Source organism: Methylotenera sp. (assembly GCF_013141425.1).
Classification (GTDB): Bacteria; Pseudomonadota; Gammaproteobacteria; order Burkholderiales; family Methylophilaceae; genus Methylotenera.
The window spans coordinates 12,287-30,479 of the sequence record NZ_JABFRA010000030.1 but is presented as its reverse complement, the minus strand read 5'-3'; the positions used below and the strand labels follow the sequence as shown (position 1 = coordinate 30,479).

20 protein-coding genes and 1 tRNA gene are annotated in these 18,193 nt (G+C 43.9%); 12 read left to right on the top strand and 9 right to left on the bottom strand.

Annotation, left to right across the window (positions count from 1 at the left end):
• Window positions 1-15 precede the first annotated feature (15 nt).
• Window positions 16-92, top strand: a tRNA-Asp gene (locus tag HOO90_RS02745).
• A gap of 63 nt (window positions 93-155) precedes the next feature.
• Here the strand turns inward: HOO90_RS02745 and HOO90_RS02740 are convergent.
• The 4 genes from HOO90_RS02740 to HOO90_RS02725 form a co-directional block, all read right to left on the bottom strand.
• Window positions 156-584, bottom strand: coding sequence for an Hsp20/alpha crystallin family protein (locus HOO90_RS02740; RefSeq protein WP_292839231.1), 429 nt, complete (start codon window positions 582-584; stop codon window positions 156-158).
• Window positions 585-791: 207 nt separating this feature from the next.
• Entirely contained in the window at window positions 792-1,298 is a 507-nt protein-coding gene (locus HOO90_RS02735; protein WP_292839229.1) for a DUF1993 family protein, read from the bottom strand.
• Window positions 1,299-1,937: 639 nt separating this feature from the next.
• Window positions 1,938-2,102 carry a hypothetical protein gene (locus tag HOO90_RS02730; RefSeq protein ID WP_292839227.1) on the bottom strand — a complete coding sequence of 55 codons (165 nt, stop codon included), beginning with the start codon at window positions 2,100-2,102 and terminating at the stop codon, window positions 1,938-1,940.
• Window positions 2,103-2,316: 214 nt separating this feature from the next.
• The gene (locus HOO90_RS02725) at window positions 2,317-3,798 is read right to left on the bottom strand and encodes an amino acid permease (RefSeq protein WP_292839225.1); all 1,482 of its coding nucleotides are present in this window, start codon (window positions 3,796-3,798) and stop codon (window positions 2,317-2,319) included.
• 334 nt (window positions 3,799-4,132) lie between these two features.
• Between HOO90_RS02725 and HOO90_RS02720 the strand changes: the two genes are divergently transcribed.
• Together HOO90_RS02720 and eutC are read left to right on the top strand one after the other, a co-directional pair.
• Complete coding sequence (locus HOO90_RS02720; RefSeq protein ID WP_292839223.1) at window positions 4,133-5,545, top strand: ethanolamine ammonia-lyase subunit EutB; 1,413 nt, start codon at window positions 4,133-4,135, stop codon at window positions 5,543-5,545.
• A gap of 6 nt (window positions 5,546-5,551) precedes the next feature.
• The gene (eutC, locus tag HOO90_RS02715) at window positions 5,552-6,316 is read left to right on the top strand and encodes an ethanolamine ammonia-lyase subunit EutC (RefSeq protein WP_292839235.1); all 765 of its coding nucleotides are present in this window, start codon (window positions 5,552-5,554) and stop codon (window positions 6,314-6,316) included.
• 35 nt (window positions 6,317-6,351) lie between these two features.
• Here the strand turns inward: eutC and HOO90_RS02710 are convergent, their stop codons facing one another.
• Window positions 6,352-7,578, bottom strand: coding sequence for an MFS transporter (locus HOO90_RS02710; protein WP_292839221.1), 1,227 nt, complete (start codon window positions 7,576-7,578; stop codon window positions 6,352-6,354).
• Window positions 7,579-7,786: 208 nt separating this feature from the next.
• Complete coding sequence (locus HOO90_RS02705) at window positions 7,787-8,434, bottom strand: DNA-3-methyladenine glycosylase (RefSeq protein ID WP_292839219.1); 648 nt, start codon at window positions 8,432-8,434, stop codon at window positions 7,787-7,789.
• 142 nt (window positions 8,435-8,576) lie between these two features.
• Between HOO90_RS02705 and HOO90_RS02700 the strand changes: the two genes are divergently transcribed.
• Window positions 8,577-9,779 carry an NnrS family protein gene (locus HOO90_RS02700; RefSeq protein ID WP_292839217.1) on the top strand — a complete coding sequence of 401 codons (1,203 nt, stop codon included), beginning with the start codon at window positions 8,577-8,579 and terminating at the stop codon, window positions 9,777-9,779.
• A gap of 116 nt (window positions 9,780-9,895) precedes the next feature.
• Here HOO90_RS02700 and HOO90_RS02695 read toward each other — a convergent pair whose 3' ends face one another.
• Window positions 9,896-10,237 carry a cupin domain-containing protein gene (locus HOO90_RS02695; RefSeq protein ID WP_292839215.1) on the bottom strand — a complete coding sequence of 114 codons (342 nt, stop codon included), beginning with the start codon at window positions 10,235-10,237 and terminating at the stop codon, window positions 9,896-9,898.
• A gap of 110 nt (window positions 10,238-10,347) precedes the next feature.
• Here HOO90_RS02695 and HOO90_RS02690 point away from each other — a divergent pair, with 110 nt between their 5' ends.
• The 4 genes from HOO90_RS02690 (at window position 10,348) to gndA (ending at window position 13,766) form a co-directional block, all read left to right on the top strand.
• A complete protein-coding gene (locus HOO90_RS02690; RefSeq protein ID WP_292839213.1) occupies window positions 10,348-11,322 on the top strand; it encodes an L-threonylcarbamoyladenylate synthase in 975 nt (324 codons plus the stop codon).
• Window positions 11,323-11,388: 66 nt separating this feature from the next.
• A complete protein-coding gene (locus HOO90_RS02685) occupies window positions 11,389-11,745 on the top strand; it encodes a hypothetical protein (RefSeq protein WP_292839211.1) in 357 nt (118 codons plus the stop codon).
• A gap of 94 nt (window positions 11,746-11,839) precedes the next feature.
• Window positions 11,840-12,058, top strand: coding sequence for a hypothetical protein (locus HOO90_RS02680; protein WP_292839209.1), 219 nt, complete (start codon window positions 11,840-11,842; stop codon window positions 12,056-12,058).
• A 196-nt stretch (window positions 12,059-12,254) separates the two neighbouring features.
• Window positions 12,255-13,766: an NADP-dependent phosphogluconate dehydrogenase gene (gene gndA, locus HOO90_RS02675; RefSeq protein WP_292839207.1), complete on the top strand. Its 1,512-nt coding sequence runs from the start codon at window positions 12,255-12,257 to the stop codon at window positions 13,764-13,766.
• 264 nt (window positions 13,767-14,030) lie between these two features.
• Here gndA and HOO90_RS02670 read toward each other — a convergent pair whose 3' ends face one another.
• A complete protein-coding gene (locus tag HOO90_RS02670; protein ID WP_292839205.1) occupies window positions 14,031-14,765 on the bottom strand; it encodes a dienelactone hydrolase family protein in 735 nt (244 codons plus the stop codon).
• A gap of 120 nt (window positions 14,766-14,885) precedes the next feature.
• Entirely contained in the window at window positions 14,886-15,050 is a 165-nt protein-coding gene (locus tag HOO90_RS02665; RefSeq protein ID WP_292839203.1) for a hypothetical protein, read from the bottom strand.
• 301 nt (window positions 15,051-15,351) lie between these two features.
• On the opposite strand from HOO90_RS02665, the gene thiS reads away from it, so the two are divergent.
• Genes thiS through HOO90_RS02645 form a run of 4 tightly spaced genes read left to right on the top strand, consistent with a single transcriptional unit; the run spans window position 15,352 to window position 18,129 of the window.
• Window positions 15,352-15,555: a sulfur carrier protein ThiS gene (gene thiS / locus HOO90_RS02660; RefSeq protein ID WP_292839201.1), complete on the top strand. Its 204-nt coding sequence runs from the start codon at window positions 15,352-15,354 to the stop codon at window positions 15,553-15,555.
• Between the two features lie 25 nt (window positions 15,556-15,580).
• Window positions 15,581-16,363, top strand: coding sequence for a thiazole synthase (locus tag HOO90_RS02655; protein ID WP_292839199.1), 783 nt, complete (start codon window positions 15,581-15,583; stop codon window positions 16,361-16,363).
• A 13-nt stretch (window positions 16,364-16,376) separates the two neighbouring features.
• Entirely contained in the window at window positions 16,377-16,760 is a 384-nt protein-coding gene (gene apaG, locus HOO90_RS02650) for a Co2+/Mg2+ efflux protein ApaG (RefSeq protein WP_292839197.1), read from the top strand.
• A gap of 22 nt (window positions 16,761-16,782) precedes the next feature.
• Window positions 16,783-18,129: a murein transglycosylase A gene (locus tag HOO90_RS02645; RefSeq protein ID WP_292839233.1), complete on the top strand. Its 1,347-nt coding sequence runs from the start codon at window positions 16,783-16,785 to the stop codon at window positions 18,127-18,129.
• Window positions 18,130-18,193: the final 64 nt, after the last annotated feature.

Sequence of the window (18,193 nt, the reverse complement as noted above, 5' to 3'; positions counted from 1 at the left end):
AAACGTACTGTTTTTGGAGTGGTAGTTCAGTTGGTTAGAATACCTGCCTGTCACGCAGGGGGTCGCGGGTTCGAGTCCCGTCCGCTCCGCCAGCTTAAATAGCACAGCCCCGTTTAAAGCGGGGCTTTTGCTATTTTGGCATTGGTCAGCGATATTTACAAAACTTCAATGCGTTTACCCACCACATTTAATTTTTTAGGTAGCGTTAATTTTAGAACGCCATTTTCATAACTTGCATTTGCCGTATCTTGATTAACATCGACGGGTAATTGAAAACTCCTGCTTACAGAACCAAAATACCGTTCGCTTCTTACTATTTTTTCATCTTTGCTTTCTTCGTCATGCTGCTTGATTTCGGCCGCAATTGTTACCGTACTTCCATCAACAGTGATGTGTAAGTTTTCTTTATTCACGCCAGGTAACTCGGCTAAAAATACATAGGCGTTGTCTGAATCTTTAATATCTACCTTGAAGTTATTTGGTAAATTTTCGCCATGCAGTGGGCTTACAAAATATCCAAGTGATCCTTTATCGCCAAAAAAGTCATTGAATAGGTTGTTATTAAATCGGGTTAATTGAGACATATTCACTCCTTAATTAAATTTTAAGAATAATGAGCATGAAATCACTTAATCTGCTCGCAACCTATTTATGGAGGCTTGTTTTAAAAAATTCAAGAAGGATAATATTAAAATTTATAGGCTTGAAATTTCCATTTTTTAAGACAGATGCATGCGAAAAATCAGCATTCTGATGCAGAAATAACAGCTACATTATTGAAAGATTAAAGTTTAATCGCGCGGCCCGAGAAAGTCGACTTTGCCAAGCTCTACACCATTATGGCGCAAAATATTGTAAGCAGTGGTCACGTGAAAATACACATTGGGGTTCACCCATTTAAGCAGGTAATCTTGCCCTTTAAATTTTAAATCGACTTGGCGCACAGTAATGGTCACTTCACGTGATTCGCTGCCTTCAAATTGCGCTGGTTTGACGGTATCAATAAACGCGATGGTTTTCGTGATACGTGCTTGTAGTTCGGCAAAAGTCGTTTCATTGTCTTCGTATTTTGGAACTTCAAGCCCTGCCAATCGGGCGGCTGCGCCCTTGCTCATGTCTGTGGCGATTTGTACTTGGCGTGTCAGTGGATACATATCAGGGAACAGGCGTGCATTGAGCAGAACGGCGTGCTCGATTTTTCTAGCATCGGCGTATTGTTCCCCTTTTTTTAAGATGGCGGCAAGGTTAGTTAAAGTGCGCTTTAGCACTGGAATGCTTGCTTCATACATACTTAACATGGCGTGTCCCAGAAAGGTAAATAGAATTAATTGCTCAGAATCATACTCTTAATGTATAGGAAAGGCGTGTTTTGTGTGGTGAGTTTTGTATTACATTTTATTTAAAGTTAATTGTTTTTTGATTTAAATCAAACAGTTTGCTACGTTAAAAATACTATGATTTGACCTCTTATGGTGGCGGTACTCTAACTAGTTGGAATGTGCTAAGAGTGCTGGTCGATTGAAAGTTGTCGATAAGGATAGGAGAAATTCAGATGAGTTTTTTAGGTTGGCAGGGCATCGCTTCATTTGTAGGTATTGTGATTGGAATCGTAATACTGTTGGTTGGATTTGCCAGAAAAACTAAATAGCTGTGTTATTAAATTCTGTGGGGCTGTGATTTAATGTCACGGCCCTTTTTATTGGGCTTACTCTAGCAATTGGTTAAAAAAATAATCCACCTATATTTTCCTATCGGCCTATGATGAAGCTACGATTAACGTAAGGAGCGATATCATGGCTAAAGGTCAGATTAAAAGTAACAAAGAAACAAAAAAACCTAAAAAAAGTAAAGAGGTGGTAGTGCCAGTAGGTTCGGCTATTGTTCCAAAATTTGGGGTAAATAAAAAGTAGAATTAAACTGGCTGTACGTTGCTTGGGTTAGTTATAATTTTCTTCAGGCTCTTGAAAACGTAGCGCTTCTACATGGTAGTAGTGCTCTGCAAACCACACGGTTAAATCTTCCGCGCTATGTTGTGCGGCCTCTAAATGTGAGTACTCGCTCACAAGGTTATTTTCTTCGTCGACTACTTGATAAATTATCATTTTGCGTCTCTCCTTGAAATTCGCAGTGTGTGACTATTACAACGGCATGCAGGGGTAAAAGCTTTAGCGCTTTGTACAAGTAGCTAGACAATAGCAAATAAGCAGGAGGCTGAATCGATTGAAAATACATGGAATATTGTGTCAATTTAGGATTGTAAAAAGCCCGCCAAACACTAGGATGTTTGGCGGGCTTTAAGTGAGACGAGGATTCTGATTATTCTTTAATTGCTGGTGGACCCTTAAAGCGTTTACTTTCGCCAAACACATACCAGAATAAACCCATCACTATTAGCATGGCGATTGTCACGTACAGGACTTTTTCATTCGGAGGTTGCACTCCTACGAACACCAAAAATCCGCCACCAAGCACCGCTAAAACCGCTACAGGTTTAGACAGGGTACCTAAATTAAAAGGACCTTTATGGTTCCAAGTTTTACCTTCTGCCAAAATGCCTGCTGCCGTTGGCATAATGTATGAAATGTAAAGGAATACAGCACAACCCACAGCCAATACACTAAAAGCAGCGGCATACAAGGTGGCAACAATGGCTAGCACAGCCGAAACCCAAACAGCAGCCACTGGCGTTTTTAGCGTCGAGTGCACTTTACGCAATACATGCGATGCTGGGAGACCACCATCACGCGCAAAAGCAAACATCATGCGTGAAGTTGAGGTTAAGCAGGCTAGACCACACAAAAAGTTAACTAAGAAAATACCTAAACCCAATACCGCTTTTAAAGCTGGTGGCAAAGTGCCGAGCAAGGCATCAAAAAAGCCAAAGCCTTGTTTTACACCTGTTGCAACATCAGGCATTACTAGTACAAAAGTACAAATCATCACATAGCCGAAAATTGCTGAATAAATAACGGAGCTAACAATACCTTTAGGCACCGCTCTGGCTGCATCACGCGTTTCCTCTGCGGTGTGTGCAGAAGCATCAAAACCGGTAATAGTGTAAATTGCCAGTAGCAAACCAATTAGGAACGGAAATACCATGCCTTCAGATGCCGGCCACACGCTACCTTCAGCCCCCGTAAAGTTGGTGAAAGTATAAAGTCTTGAGAAATCAAGCGGTGTTTGGTTAAAGGCTAGTAAAGACATGGTAAGAATGCCACCTATCGCCATGATTAGATACCCTGAAAGATCGGTAATCTTAGTGGTAAACTTTGGAAAGCGATAAATAAGTATTGCCTGTAATATTGTAAAGGCCGTGATATAGAGGGTTTGGTGAACATAGCCATATCCAGAAACATCAATACCCATAATCGGTGCGGCTAATCCTTTGAAGAAGAAGTCATACACGCCAAAATTAACCGACGCCACAACAAAAATAAGACCAAGTAAATTAAACCAGGCCGTGCACCAGCCATAACCTTTGCCACCTAGTATTGAACCCCAGTGGTACAGCCCTCCCGCCGTTGGATAACTGGATGAGATTTGAGCCATGGCTAGTGCAACTATAGTCGCAAACGCAGCGCCTACTAGCCAACCGATACCAATTGAGGCACCCCCAGCTGCTCCAAGTGCTAATGGAAAGGCAGAAATACCCCCCGCTAAAATACAGATAATCGAAAAAGAAATTGCAAAGTTAGAAAAACCACCCATGTGACGGTGCAGCTCTTGCTCATACCCCATTTTTTTCAGTTCAGCAGCATCTTGTTCTGCTGCCGTGCTTGCATGTTTAGATCCACTCATTTTTTTTACCCCTTAGATTTTAGTAAAAAGCCTTAAATTGGAATGCTTAAGTTGAAGCCTAATAATTGCTAATCTTGGTTATATATAAAACAATAGAGCTGATGTTGATTTGAATTTCAGAAACAATGTAGCGTTTCCAGTATAGATTTAAAATGGCGTAATGCAAGTACCAGTTTTTAATAAGTATTTAGTACCATTTAATTTTCATCCTATTTTTTCTTAGTTTTTTGTGTTTTGAAAATCCAACTTGCCGCTAATTAAAAAATAGTCGCATAATGCAAACATCAAGCGACATATTATCCGCAGTCAAATAGTGGCAAAGGTGAGGTGCATCATGACTTACAGTTATATTGCAGGAACACGTACCTATCAGTTTGCTGATTTAAAAACCGTCATGGCGAAAGCCACCCCTGCTCGTTCAGGCGATTTCCTAGCTGGTGTAGCGGCAGAGACTTATGCAGAACGCATGGCCGCCAGAATGTGTTTGGCACAAGTTCCGCTAAAACGGTTTTTGCAAGAGTTGCTAATTCCATATGAAACCGATGAAGTTACGCGTCTCATTATTGATACGCATGACAAAGAAGCCTTTGCCGAAATTAGTCATTTAACCGTTAGCGACTTTCGTGATTGGTTACTTTCTGATGTAGCCGATACCTCTACTTTAAAACGTGTTGCAAAAGGTATTACGCCAGAGATGGCGGCGGCGGTGAGCAAGCTTATGCGCAACCAAGATTTGATTCTTGTGGCAAAAAAATGTAGCGTAATTACCACCTTTAGAAACACCATCGGCTTGCCAGACCATATTTCAGTTCGCTTGCAACCTAATCACCCAACAGATGATGCACGTGGCATTGCAGCCTCTATGCTCGATGGTCTGCTTTATGGCGCTGGCGATGCGGTCATAGGTATCAATCCAGCCACTGATAGCTTGCCTGCCCTGATGGATTTGTATTATTTGGTTGATGACGTGATTAATCAATACAACATTCCTACACAGTCGTGCATTTTGACGCATGTGACCAATCAGATTCAGTTAATCGAGCGTGGCGCGCCAGTCGACTTGGTGTTTCAGTCAATAGCAGGCACAGAAAAAGCCAACAAGAGTTTCGGAATCGACATTGCCTTGCTGAAAGAAGCGCAATCTGCCGCACTCTCACTTAATCGCGGTACCGTCAAAAATGAATTTGGCGAGAGCAATGTCATGTATTTTGAAACGGGGCAAGGCTCTGCTCTATCTGCTAATGCTAACTTTGGCGTAGATCAACAAACTTGCGAAGCACGCGCTTACGCCGTTGCACGGCATTTATCACCCTTACTTACTAATACCGTGGTGGGCTTTATCGGTCCTGAATATTTGTATGACGGCAAACAGATTATTCGCGCAGGTTTAGAAGACCATTTCTGCGGAAAACTGCTAGGTGTGCCTTTGGGCTGCGATGTTTGCTATACCAACCATGCCGAGGCTGACCAAGATGATATGGATACGCTGATGACGCTACTTGCAACCGCTGGACTTACCTTCATCATGGGCATTCCCGGGGCTGATGACATTATGCTGAATTATCAAACCACCTCGTTCCATGATGCGCTTTATTTGCGCAAAGTACTGGGCTTGCGCGCTGCACCAGAGTTCGAACGATGGTTAAAAGCCATGAATATTATGGATGCTTACGGTCAAGTACAGCCCATTGCCAACATACACCACATGTTGCAGAACATGCCTAAACACTTACTTAGCGCGGCGTAAATGATAATGACTAAACAAGAAAAGATTATTAAAGCGGACCCTTGGCAGCAACTTAAAAGTTTTACGCGTGCACGTATTGCCATTGGGCGGGTCGGTATCAGTTTGCCTACCAGTGAAGTACTGGATTTTGGCTTGGCACACGCCATGGCGCGGGATGCGGTGCACCTCGCCTTAGACGTCGAAGCGCTAGAAGCTGATATTCAACAGCAACAATTTACGACCATTCGTGCTAAAAGCATGGCGCCAGATCGGGCTAGCTATTTGTTACGTCCTGATTGGGGTCGCAGACTGCATGAGCAAAGTTTGATGCAACTTCAGAACATCAGTCAAGCACAGCCGATAGATTTTCTCATTGTAGTTGGCGATGGCTTGTCTTCATTAGCTGTGTCGCGCCATGTTGCACCGTTACTTGCAGAGATTCGTAATTTTTTACCCAATGATTGGCACACAGGCCCAGTGGTGATTGTTAGCCAAGCCCGCGTGGCGATTGGCGATGAAATTGGTCAAGCGCTCAATGCCAAAATGGTTGCCATGCTCATTGGTGAGCGCCCTGGTTTAAGTTCACCGGATAGTTTGGGCATTTATCTCACTTATAACCCTAAACTAGGTTTAAGCGATGCCGACCGTAACTGCATCTCAAACGTTCGTCCGGAAGGTTTGCAATATGCAACCGCGGCAAAAAAACTAATATGGCTTGCTAAAGAAGCGATGCGAATTAAAGTGACGGGCGTTGCTTTAAAAGATGAAAGTGAAGTACAAGAAATCGCCTAGCTAACTACTCCCGCTGAAACTTGACGTAGAACAAATCAATGGAGTTGATGCAACTCTAGATTTCTTAGTTTTGGCGCTAGTTTTGCGGTAATGCCCACCACGCTGAGTGTCATTAGCCCGCCAAATACGACAGAGGGCACTAGCCCCAATAAACGTGCGGCTAAGCCCGATTCAAAAGCACCTAACTCGTTTGAAGAGCCAATAAAAATACCGTTGATGGCCGAGACGCGGCCCCGCATCGCATCAGGGGTGGCAAGTTGTAAAATAGTTTGACGTAACACAACGGAGATGCCATCAAATACACCAGAAAGGATGAGCAGTAAGCCCGCCAGCCAAATGGAGGTGCTTAAGCCAAATCCGATAATGCTAATGCCGAAGCCCGCTACGGCAGCCAGTAACCAGCGACCTGCATGAAAATTAATGGGGTGACGTGTCAGCCAGATTCCCGTCAAAATCGCACCAATAGCGGGCGCGGCGCGCAAGATGCCGAGCCCTTCTGGTCCGTAATGATATATATCCTGTATAAACGCAGGTAACATGGCGACCGCGCCGCCAAACAGCACGGCAAACATATCTAGCGAAAGCGCACCAAGTACGATCTGGTTGCTAAATACAAAGCGCAAGCCTTGGCTAATGCTGGCAAATACGGGGGGACTTTCTACCACGGCTGGCTCTTTGATATTAATGGACCGAATTGCGATGGCCGCCAATAGGCATAAGCTGGCTGCAATGGCATATGCCACAGTTTTACTGCCGAACCCGACTAGCAAGCCGCCGATTGCAGGCCCAATAATCAAGCCCATTTGAAAGGTTGAGCTTCCAATGCCTGAGGCTTTAGCGAACTCTTCACGCGGTAAAATCAGCGCAAATAAGGTGTTGTAGCTGGGGGCAATAAAAGCGCGGCCCACGCCAGTCAGCATAATGGAGCCATAAATCCAGTAGCTTTCGTTTGCGCTATTGCCGACATAGCCAATTGCCAATGTCGTAAGCAAGAGTGCGTTGATACCTAGTGTAACGGCAGCCAAAGTGCCAAAAAATCGGCGTGAACAATAATGGTCTACTGCGTGCCCAGCAAAAAGCGCGCAGGCAAAATATGGCACCACTTCAGCTAAACCAATCAGACCAAGCGCCAATGGGTCACGGGTAATCTCATAAATATGCCAGCCTACTGTGACGGCAATAATTTGGTAAGAAAACACCATTAGCATGCGATAACTGAGTAATTTAAGAAAAGCGTGATGGTGACGTGTGAAAATTTGCATGGTTAGGGTTTGCTTGGTTAAACTAAATAAATTCTGGCAGTGTAAAAATGAGTGTTGGCCGAGTTAATGAACGTGTAAAATTAACAACCTAGTGCTGTGAATAAGGCAGTAAGGCTATGCAAATAGTCCGATGAGTCGTCATTGACCTAGTGTGACTCTGCCGATATATATTAGGCGCACTATTTACCCGTTATTATTTACTACGAAGCTACTTTGGTACGCGCCACAGATACCAACTAGCAATGGTGCGATAGGGACTCCATGCGTTACCTATTTCGGCAATTTCTTTTCGCTTGGGTGCCGCGTCTAGCTTCTTTAGGCGCCTATAGCCCTCTACTATACCAAAATCGTCGGCAGGCAGTATATCTAAGCGGGCTAAGTTGAACATAAGCAACATTTCTACCGTCCAGCGGCCAATGCCTTTAAGTGTGATTAGCTGTTGAATCAAGTCTTCATCTGCCATTGCACTCGCTTTTTCATGCGATGGCACAAGCCCGCTCAAAGCACCTTCCGCGATGCCTTTTAGTGTTTCGATTTTTCTGCCCGAAAAGCCGCAAGCGCGTAAATCTGCAAGATCGGCCGCAAGCACTTGTGCTGGGCTAGGAAACTTACTCAAATTCGTCTGGCTAGTTTCCAGCGGATTAAAAAGTAGGATGAATTTATTCAGTATGGCGTCGCCCGCCTTGGCATGTAATTGTTGGTAAGCAACAGCGCGAATCAGTGCTTCGTAGGGCTCACGTTCTAGTTTTGGTTCAAAACTGCATACACCAACGTGAGTGATTAAACCTGCCCAATCTGCGTCGATATTTGCAAGGTGGTCGGTGGCTTTTTGTATGTCGGCATTTAATTTGGTCATCGGCTTAATCTTGTGCTGAATCAAGGTTCTCGATTAATAATCGAGTTACCATTATCGGATTAATAATAGAAACATCAAGAAATTGTTGGTGACCTAGTATGGTTTTAGGCAACTTGATGATTAAAGTAGAGGCGAGGATAGTATGCAAATTCAAATGAACAAACCCAGTCAAAAAAGTACGCAGAAATTTGCCTTATTTAATCTTGGCTTTCGCCCCTTCTTTTTAGGGGCAAGCATTTTTGCGATTTTTTCGATTTTTGCTTGGATGCTGGCTTATTTCTCTTTCAGTAAGGTAATCGTAACTAACATTTCGCTTAGTCAATGGCATGCGCATGAAATGCTCTATGGTTATGGCATGGCCGTGGTTGCGGGGTTTTTGCTGACGGCCGTTAAAAACTGGACAGGCATCGCAACACTACATGGCAAACCCTTGATGGTGTTATTTCTGCTTTGGTGTAGCGCAAGGCTGCTATTTTTGTTTGGTACAGATTTTTTAGCTTGGGCTGCAGTGGCAGATTTATTGTTTGGTTTGATGCTTATCGTGGCAATCGCCATTCCGATTGTTAAAGCAAAACAGTGGATACAACTTGCGGTGGTGAGTAAAATCATCCTGCTCTGGGTGGGTAATTGGCTATTTTATCTGGGTTGCTTTGGGGTGATATCGAGCGGCATGCTGTATGCCATTAACGGCGCGGTATTGCTTTTTATTAGCCTGATTTTAATGATTGGGCGACGCGTCATCCCATTTTTTATTGAGCGCGGTGTGGACTATAAAATTCAGCTAAAGCAATACAAATGGCTGGATATCAGCATATTAGTCGTTTTTCTTGCTTTATTCTTGAATGTCATTTTTATCCAGAACGCAGCAGTCACCACATTGAGCGCTGGTATTTTATTTACCTTAAATGGTTACCGTCTCTACAACTGGCATACGGTTGGGCTATGGCGCGTGCCCTTGTTATGGAGTTTGTATTTATCCGCTTGGCTGATAAATCTAGGGTTTTTGTGTTACGGACTACAAGCATTGTGGAGTCATTTGCCGGTATTAACGCTACATATTTTTACGGTTGGTGGAATCGGTTTAATGACGTTAAGTATGATGTCGCGCGTCGCTTTAGGACATACAGGGCGTGATGTCCGTAAGCCCTCTCGCTGGCTGAGTCTAGCTTTCGCAGGGATGCTGGCCAGCGTGATATTTCGTGCAGTATTGCCAATGGCTTTAAGTCAATATTATGTAAATTGGGTGTTTATCGCCAGTGTTTTTTGGATTGTGAGTTTTGCAATTTTTGTGGTGATTTATGCGCCGATTTTGCTAAAACCAAGAGCAGATGGTACTTATGGCTAATTCAATCATGCGGTTAGTTCGATGACTCTTTGTGTTAAATCACATTGCATGTTGCCCTAGAAATTAGAACGCACCCAATTTAGGGTGCGCAAAGTTTTTTGCAAGCATAAGTTTAACTAAAGTTTTAATGCCGCCTTGATGCGTTTAAATGTCTGAGTAATGATATTGCCATCTAACTGGTAATGCTTATGCAGCGGTTGTTTAACTTCCCACGTAATATTTACGCCAGCGGGAAAAGTCACTAAATCGCCTTTGCCAAAAGTTAGTTTAGTGCCACAGCAGGTGGTTACTTCACATTCGCCGTCTAAAATATACGCGATTTCTTGTTCTGGAAATGACCAAGGGAAAGTTGAAACTTCTTTTTTCCATGTAGGCCATTTGCTTACGTTAAGCGCGTCTAATTTTGCTTGCGCTGGGTTGTGTTCTACGGTGATTTCGCTTACTGGAGTTTGCTTCATGATGACTTCTTTAAAAATTAATATGCGCTATTTTAACGTATTACAGCCAAATGATGATGCGGAGTGTGCATAAGTAGTAAAATAGACGTTTTGAACCAATTAATATTTTTATGCGCGTTAGTTTAGAAGAGGCAGCAGCCAGACTTCAGAATGGGGAAGTTGTCGCGATTCCGACCGAGACCGTTTACGGCTTGGCGGCCGATGCGACCAATGATGTTGCCCTTGCGAAAATATTTAGCACTAAGCAGCGCCCAGCAGACCATCCATTAATTGTGCATATTAGCGATGCTAGTCAAGTCGCAGATTGGGCTTCGGCATTCCCAGAGCTGGCAAAAAAGTTGGCACAGGCTTTCTGGCCTGGTGCGCTCACCTTGATTTTGCCAGCCAAAGCGCACGTTTCAAAAGTAGTGCGCGGCGGTGAGCCCACCATTGCGTTGCGTGTGCCCAATCACCCAATAGCACTGGCCTTACTTAAGCTTAGCGGTTTAAGTGTTGCCGCACCTTCTGCTAATTTATTTACGCAGCTTAGCCCAACCACTGCGGCGCATGTAGAAACAGGTTTGGGGGATGCTATTCCTGTGTTAGATGGTGGCGCGTGTCAAGTGGGCATTGAATCGACGATTATAAGTGTGTCCGCCGATGGTCAATGGCAGTTGTTGCGGCCAGGCATGATTAGTGAGGCTGATATTGCCTGCGTTGCAGGCAAGCCGCAAGAGGCTAAAGTTGCGAATGACGATACGGAAGCATTTCAAAAACTAAGCCCTAAAGCGCCAGGGCAACATGCACTGCATTACTCGCCGCGCACACCTTTATTGTTATTTAGCGACAGGACATTACTGCTACGCGAATGTGAAGTGCTAACAAAAGCCAACTTGCAATGTGCAGCCTTATTGTTCGGTGAAGGCGCCATGCCAAGCTGTACAGTCAGGCAATTGTCAAATCAGCCAGCTGAAGTGGCTGAGCAGTTGTACAGCGCATTGCATGATTTAGATGCGCTCAAGCTAGACCGCTTATTGGTTGAATTGCCGCCGAATACGCCAGCTTGGACTGCAGTGTTAGACCGATTAAGTCGTGCCGGTGGCTAGCGCACACACGAAACCATGATTACAACGTAAAATAAGCTAAATTTTTAACCGCACAGGGAATACACGATGCACTCATTCAAACTATCCTTATTAACCGTATGTATGCTGGCATTTTTATCAGCCTGCAGCTCAATCAAGTTAAACCCATTTGGTTCGGGGACAAAAGAGCGTTCCGCTGCGCCAGAAAATGCCACAGCTTATGTGTGCGATGGTAATAAGCAGTTCTATATAAGATTGCTCAATAATGGGAATGATGCTTGGCTGATTTACCCAGACCATGAAGTAAATCTTAGCAAATCGGCGGATAATAATAATCGCTATACCAGCGGTGTGATTACCTTACTGATTAATGGTGATCAAACAACCTTAGACGATGGTGAAAAAATCGCATATGTAGCTTGCAAGCCGCAACTTAAAAAATAATATCCGACTAAACTACTATGATTTAATGCTTGCAATGGACATTAATTAAGCGTAATTTGTAAGTTCTAATGGATATTAACTATGGAGGTTTACCATGGATAATAAATACGGTTTAGGTAGCACGAAAGTGGCTACGGAGCATCACGAAACGCACCACAAATCACCTGTGGTACACACAAAGTACTGCAAATCTTGTGGAGGATCGGAATTGGTGTTGAGCCCAACATTACACGACCATCGATGCGTAGAATGTGGTGAACTGCAAAACGATATTCCACAAGGTTACTCAACAGGTAGAAGTAGCGATTATTAGTTGAGCATTTTTACCTTAATTGATGCACCTTAAAGCCTTTATTTGTCATTTTTTAAGGCTTTTTTCTATAAATTCATCAAAAAATCAAAATAAAATACTAAATTACAAAAGTTTTAACAAATTCATCCGTTAAAAGTTTTATAATCTTGCGTACAAAAATACCCTTTCCATTAAACAACTCCAAAAGAGAAGATAAATGTCTACGAAAAATGCTGATATTGGCCTAGTTGGCCTAGCTGTAATGGGCCAAAACTTGGCTCTCAATATTGCCGATCACGGCTACACCATTGCGGTTTACAACCGTGACTCTAAAAAAATGGTGAGTTTTATTGAAGAATGTAAAAAAAATGAGCCATCACATGAGCGCGTTGTAGGACATGCCGATTTAGCTTCATTTGTATTAAGCATCAAACGCCCACGTAAAATCATTTTGTTAGTTAAAGCTGGTAGCGCAACAGACGTTACGATTAACGCTTTATTGCCGTTTTTAGAGCAAGGCGACATTATCATCGACGGCGGTAACTCATTGTGGACAGATACTATTCGCCGTGAAAAAGAATTAGCTGTAAAAGGCATCGACTTCATCGGTTCAGGCGTATCAGGCGGTGAAACTGGCGCACGTTTCGGCCCATCACTTATGCCTTCAGGCACACGTAAAGCTTGGTCAAGCTTAGAGCCAATTTGGCGTGATATCGCAGCTAAAGTTGATTCTGTAACAGGCGAACCAATGGAAGGCGGTAAACCAGGAAAGCCAGTGGTTGGGGGTTTCTCATGTGCCGAATACATTGGACCAGACGGTGCTGGGCACTATGTAAAAATGGTGCACAACGGTATTGAATACATCGATATGCAATTGATTTGCGAAGCATACTGGTTGATGAAAAACTTGCTCGGCATGCCAGCAGACGAAATCGGTAAAGTATTTGAAGAGTGGAACAAAGGCGAGCTATCAAGCTTCTTGATTGAAATTACTGCCGATATTCTGCAACAAAAAGACCCAATGACTAAAGGCTTCTTGGTAGACCAAATCTTGGATACCGCAGGCCAAAAAGGTACAGGCCAATGGACAGCAGCGAACGCGCTTGAACTAGGCGCACCAGCAAACGCGATTGCTGCGGCTGTTTATGCACGCGCACTTTCAAGCTTAAAAGAAGAACGTGTTGAAGCTAGCAAAATCTTAAAAGGCCCAGCAATTAAACATGAAACAGATAAAAAAGCGACCATTGAAGCGATTAAAAACGCTTTATATTGCTCAAAAATCTGTGCTTATGCGCAAGGCTTCCAATTGATTGATAAAGCACAAGTGGCTTACAACTGGAAGTTGAACTTTGGTGAAATTGCTCAAATCTGGCGCGGCGGTTGTATTATCCGCGCACGTTTCTTGCAAAAAATCACTGAAGCTTATGCGTTGAACTCACGTTTGAAAAACTTGATGTTAGACCCATACTTCACCAAAGCCATGAACGATGGTCAAGAAGGATGGCGTAAAGTGATTGCACTAGCGGTTGTAAATGGCATTCCTGCGCAAGGTTTTAGCGCGGCGATGGCGTATTACGATGGCTACCGCAGTGCAGATTTACCTGCTAACTTGTTACAAGGTCAACGTGACTACTTCGGTGCGCATACCTATGAGCGCAAAGACCAGCCACGTGGCCAGTTCTACCATTTAGATTGGCCAGAAGCAGGTCGTCCACAGTTAGAAATCTAAGTTTAAAGCTGTGATTTAAAACTAAAAAGCCCGAGAAATCGGGCTTTTTTTAATGTATAAGTCAGCGACAAAGTAAAAAAGCACTGCCCTGCGGGCCGCATGTATATTGGTTCGCAGGGCAGTGCTTTTTTAAAGGCTTACATATTAAATCTAATACAAATAATACAGAATTGTCATTCCGTGCCGGACACAGAATCTAGTGACTTTAAGACACTGGATACCGACTTCCGTCGGTATGACGATGATGATTTACAGGCTAATCCTTTACAAAGTTCTGCTAAATAAATTCAGCGCTAATTGGTAGCCTATCATAGCCGTTTGTGCGTCGTAGCGCTCATCGCCATCGCGCATAAAGGCGTGCTGGGCATTGAATTCGTGCCAAGTAAAAGTGAGGTTAGTGGCGTTTAATTTGGCTTGAATGTCTGCACGGTCTTTGGTTGGGATGTATGGGTCTTGTCTGCCCCAAATCATCAGTAACTCTCCTGTGATTTCGCTTACACGATCCATGCTGTGTTGGCCTGGTTGATTGGGGATTAGATTGCCGTTTAGATCAGTGGCGTAAAAACAGGCGGTGGCTTTTACTTCTGGCTGTAGTGCGGCGCGAAAGGCCAAGTGTCCGCCAATACAAAAGCCCATGGCGCCAATGTTGCCGTCAAACCAGGCTTGTTGTTTCGCAAAGCTTATCATCGCGACGTTGTCGGTGTCGTAACTTTGCACGTCTTTTTTGCCTTTATCGGCGTTGCCTTTGTCGCGGCCTGCATTGTCATAACCCAGCACCGTGCCAATGGGGTTTAGTTCATGAAAAACTTCTGGTACTAGCACCACATAGCCGTGGCTGGCCATAATGCGTGCCGCGCTGGCAATGGGGTCTGTTTGCTGAAAAATCTCTGAATAAAATAAGAGGGTGGGATATTTGTTATCGCCCACGGGTTGATGGATATAAGTGCGCATCAGGCCTGTGGCAGTGTGAATGTCTGCGATTTGACTTTGAATTTTCATTGCATACTTTCTAAATTAACTATAAATACGATAATTTAGTTATTGTACAACGCCATAAAGCGTTATGCAGTGTTAGCAAGCAGGCTAGTCACCCTGCTACTTTTGTTTTCTGATTTAAATCTAAACGCAGTCGCAGCAAGAAGCGAGTAGGCGTTGTAGATTATTTTCTGCTTTTGGCTCATCTGCAACGGGTTTTGCTTGTGCTATTAATTCGCGTTTACTGATTGCTACTTGTGATGTTTTAAGAGTTTTTTTGCTTAAAGTTTGCTGTGCAGCATTTTGCATGTTTTATCCTTTTGGGAGTTTTATCTTCTGAAATTATGTTTCAGTCTAGATATTCTAGTAAAAAATAGTATCTATCTTGGTGAGACAGATACCGTTAGAAGCCATATTTTATCAATAGTTCACATAACGCATGCCAAGCTAATTTGGATGACAGTTAAATAATCGAGATAAGGTTTGCTAAGCACACTACAATTTTCGTAAAATGGTGCTTTAGATTCTCTTGCCTACTAATGACTATCGACATTTAAATCGAATTCTTTAATGGTAAACCCGATAAATTTTCTAACTTAAATTACCTACAATGCAGATTACAATTAACGGTAAAACACGTGATTTTGAAGTGATAAGCTTGAGTGTTGCAGATTTGGTCAAAACACTGGCGTTAGAAGGCAAGCGGCTTGCCATTGAATGTAATGGTGAAATCGTGCCACGTAGCCAGTTTGCTGATACGCAGTTGGCGGATGGCGATAAATTGGAAATTGTTGGTGCAGTGGGTGGCGGTTAGTGGTTTTTATAAAAGGAAATAACAGTTGTCAGACTTATTAAAAATTGCAGATAAAACCTATCATTCACGCTTATTAGTGGGAACGGGTAAATATCAGGATTTTGCACAAACGCGTGCAGCGATTGATGCTAGTGGCGCAGAAATTATCACCGTAGCCATTCGCCGTACCAATATTGGCCAAAATGCAGGCGAGCCTTCGTTGCTAGAGTTTTTGCCGCCAGAAGAATTCACTTACTTGCCGAATACCGCAGGCTGTTATTCTGCCGATGATGCCGTGCGCACCTTACGTTTGGCGCGCGAGTTGTTAGATGGCCATAAGCTTGTGAAATTAGAAGTGCTGGGCGACCCGAACACGCTGTACCCCAACATGATTGAAACCATTGCCGCTGCTAAAACCTTGGTAAAAGATGGTTTTGATGTGATGGTGTACTGCTCAGACGACCCGATTATTGCCAAGCAGCTAGAAGAAATCGGCTGTGTTGCCGTGATGCCGCTGGCCTCGTTAATTGGTTCAGGCATGGGGATTCTAAACCCATGGAATCTACAAATCATCATCGCGAACGCTACTATTCCAGTATTGGTGGATGCGGGTGTGGGCACGGCTTCTGATGCGGCCATTGCGATGGAACTTGGTTGCCAAGGCGTGCTAATGAATACGGCGATTGCGGCAGCGCGCGACCCTGTTTTAATGGCAGCTGCGATGAAAAAAGCAGTAGAGGCTGGCCGTGATGCCTATCTTGCAGGCCGTATGCCCAAAAAACTGTATTCGGCCAGCCCAAGTTCACCAACAACAGGCTTAATCACTTAGTGAGTATTGTTAAATGACCAGCGCCAAACACTACGAATGTACCGTAAAAGTTGAAGTTGAGTTTATTTCAGACCAGTCTGATATCGCGCAAAATCATTATGCGTTTGCTTATCACGTGAAAATCGCCAACACTGGCAATGTGGCAGCGCAATTAATTAGCCGCCATTGGATTATTAGAGATGCCAACGGAGAGCAAAATGAAGTAAAAGGTTTGGGAGTGGTTGGTGCCCAGCCATTATTAAATCCGAATGAGCATTTTGAATACACTAGCGGCACGGTGCTCACTACGCCCATGGGCGAAATGTACGGCACCTATCAAATGGTGGCTGATGACGGCACGCAGTTTGATGTGAAAATTCCGCCTTTTGTACTGGCAATGCCTAGAGTGCTACATTAGTTTTTGTGATGACGCTCAATTGATTAGAAAAATATCAGTACTGATTGGGATGGTGCTATTTTGCGGACTCACTTCGTGCGCGAATAAAAATCTAAAAGTAACGCCACCAACTAAACTGACTGCCAGTTGCGACTGTGCCGCATGTAAGCAGGTTGTTGTAAAAGCAGTAGAGAAATGCCCAGATGCAGGGCCAGTGCAAATTACTGAACCCGATAAACCCATTGCTGAAGTAAAGCCTGCAGAAGTTAAACCCACAGAAGCTAAATATGCCGACTATGGTTTACTTAAGCCCGCGCAGTGGGAAGAAGTGGATGGCTTGGGGCAAAATAAACTCAATTTATCGGATCTAAATGCCTCTTGGCCTGCCTGGATGCAGAGTTGCTCTACATTAGTAAATAAACCCATGTGGCAAAAGGCGTGTGCTACTGCGGCGCAATTAAACAGTCAAACTGGCAGCAAGCCCACTTCTGAGGCAATTCTGGCTTATTTCAAACAAAATTTTTCGGTGTATAAAGCCACGAATGCAGATGGTACAGAGAGTGGCTTGATTACAGGCTATTACGAGCCAATACTAAAAGGCAGCCGTTTTAAATCTGCTAAATACCCGAATCCCTTATTTCAAGTACCGACCGATTTAGTGACTGTTGAGTTGGATAGTTTGTTTCCTGAACTGAAATACAAGCGTGTGCGCGGCAGGCTAGTTGGCAATAAATTAGTTCCTTATTACAATCGTGCCGAAATTGAATCTGATGCAGCGCCGCTTAAGGGGCGTGAGTTTATTTATATCGATGACATCCTCGATGTATTTTATCTGCAGGTACAAGGTTCGGGCTTGGTTAAGTTAGAAAATGGCGAACAGGTGCATGTGGGTTATGCCGACCAAAACGGCCACACTTATAATTCCATCGGCAGATTACTGGTAGAACGTGGTGAATTGACCATGGCCAACGCGTCTATGAATGGTATTAAAAATTGGGCACGAAATAATCCAGCTAAGCTACGCGAGTTGCTCAATAGCAACCCAAGTTACGTGTTCTTCAGAGAGTTGCCAGCAGGTTTGCCAGGCCCGTTAGGTGCGCTGGGTGTGCCAATTTTAGGGGAGCGCGTCGTTGCAATAGATCCTAAGTATGTGCCCTTAGGTGCGCCCGTTTTTTTATCGACCACGGAGCCAAATAGCACAAAACCACTCAAACGCTTGATGATGGCGCAAGATACAGGCGGTGCCATTAAAGGCGGCGTTCGTGCAGACTTCTTTTGGGGCGCAGGAAATGATGCGGGTGCTAAGGCCGGTGCCATGAAACAGGTGGGCAAGATTTGGGTGTTTTTACCAAAAGACTTTGTGCTTTCGCAACCTTTAAAAACGCCATGACGCTAGGCTAAATTACTCCTGATAAACTTCGACCTGCTTCCCGTTTGCCCTATCAATTAAAATC

Coding starts and splice junctions, on each gene's coding strand:
- HOO90_RS02740 (WP_292839231.1), bottom strand. CDS start 584: ATGTCTCAATTAACCCGATTTAATAACAACCTATTCAATGACTTTTTT.
- HOO90_RS02735 (WP_292839229.1), bottom strand. CDS start 1,298: ATGTTAAGTATGTATGAAGCAAGCATTCCAGTGCTAAAGCGCACTTTA.
- HOO90_RS02730 (WP_292839227.1), bottom strand. CDS start 2,102: ATGATAATTTATCAAGTAGTCGACGAAGAAAATAACCTTGTGAGCGAG.
- HOO90_RS02725 (WP_292839225.1), bottom strand. CDS start 3,798: ATGAGTGGATCTAAACATGCAAGCACGGCAGCAGAACAAGATGCTGCT.
- HOO90_RS02720 (WP_292839223.1), top strand. CDS start 4,133: ATGACTTACAGTTATATTGCAGGAACACGTACCTATCAGTTTGCTGAT.
- eutC (WP_292839235.1), top strand. CDS start 5,552: ATGACTAAACAAGAAAAGATTATTAAAGCGGACCCTTGGCAGCAACTT.
- HOO90_RS02710 (WP_292839221.1), bottom strand. CDS start 7,578: ATGCAAATTTTCACACGTCACCATCACGCTTTTCTTAAATTACTCAGT.
- HOO90_RS02705 (WP_292839219.1), bottom strand. CDS start 8,434: ATGACCAAATTAAATGCCGACATACAAAAAGCCACCGACCACCTTGCA.
- HOO90_RS02700 (WP_292839217.1), top strand. CDS start 8,577: ATGCAAATTCAAATGAACAAACCCAGTCAAAAAAGTACGCAGAAATTT.
- HOO90_RS02695 (WP_292839215.1), bottom strand. CDS start 10,237: ATGAAGCAAACTCCAGTAAGCGAAATCACCGTAGAACACAACCCAGCG.
- HOO90_RS02690 (WP_292839213.1), top strand. CDS start 10,348: ATGCGCGTTAGTTTAGAAGAGGCAGCAGCCAGACTTCAGAATGGGGAA.
- HOO90_RS02685 (WP_292839211.1), top strand. CDS start 11,389: ATGCACTCATTCAAACTATCCTTATTAACCGTATGTATGCTGGCATTT.
- HOO90_RS02680 (WP_292839209.1), top strand. CDS start 11,840: ATGGATAATAAATACGGTTTAGGTAGCACGAAAGTGGCTACGGAGCAT.
- gndA (WP_292839207.1), top strand. CDS start 12,255: ATGTCTACGAAAAATGCTGATATTGGCCTAGTTGGCCTAGCTGTAATG.
- HOO90_RS02670 (WP_292839205.1), bottom strand. CDS start 14,765: ATGAAAATTCAAAGTCAAATCGCAGACATTCACACTGCCACAGGCCTG.
- HOO90_RS02665 (WP_292839203.1), bottom strand. CDS start 15,050: ATGCAAAATGCTGCACAGCAAACTTTAAGCAAAAAAACTCTTAAAACA.
- thiS (WP_292839201.1), top strand. CDS start 15,352: ATGCAGATTACAATTAACGGTAAAACACGTGATTTTGAAGTGATAAGC.
- apaG (WP_292839197.1), top strand. CDS start 16,377: ATGACCAGCGCCAAACACTACGAATGTACCGTAAAAGTTGAAGTTGAG.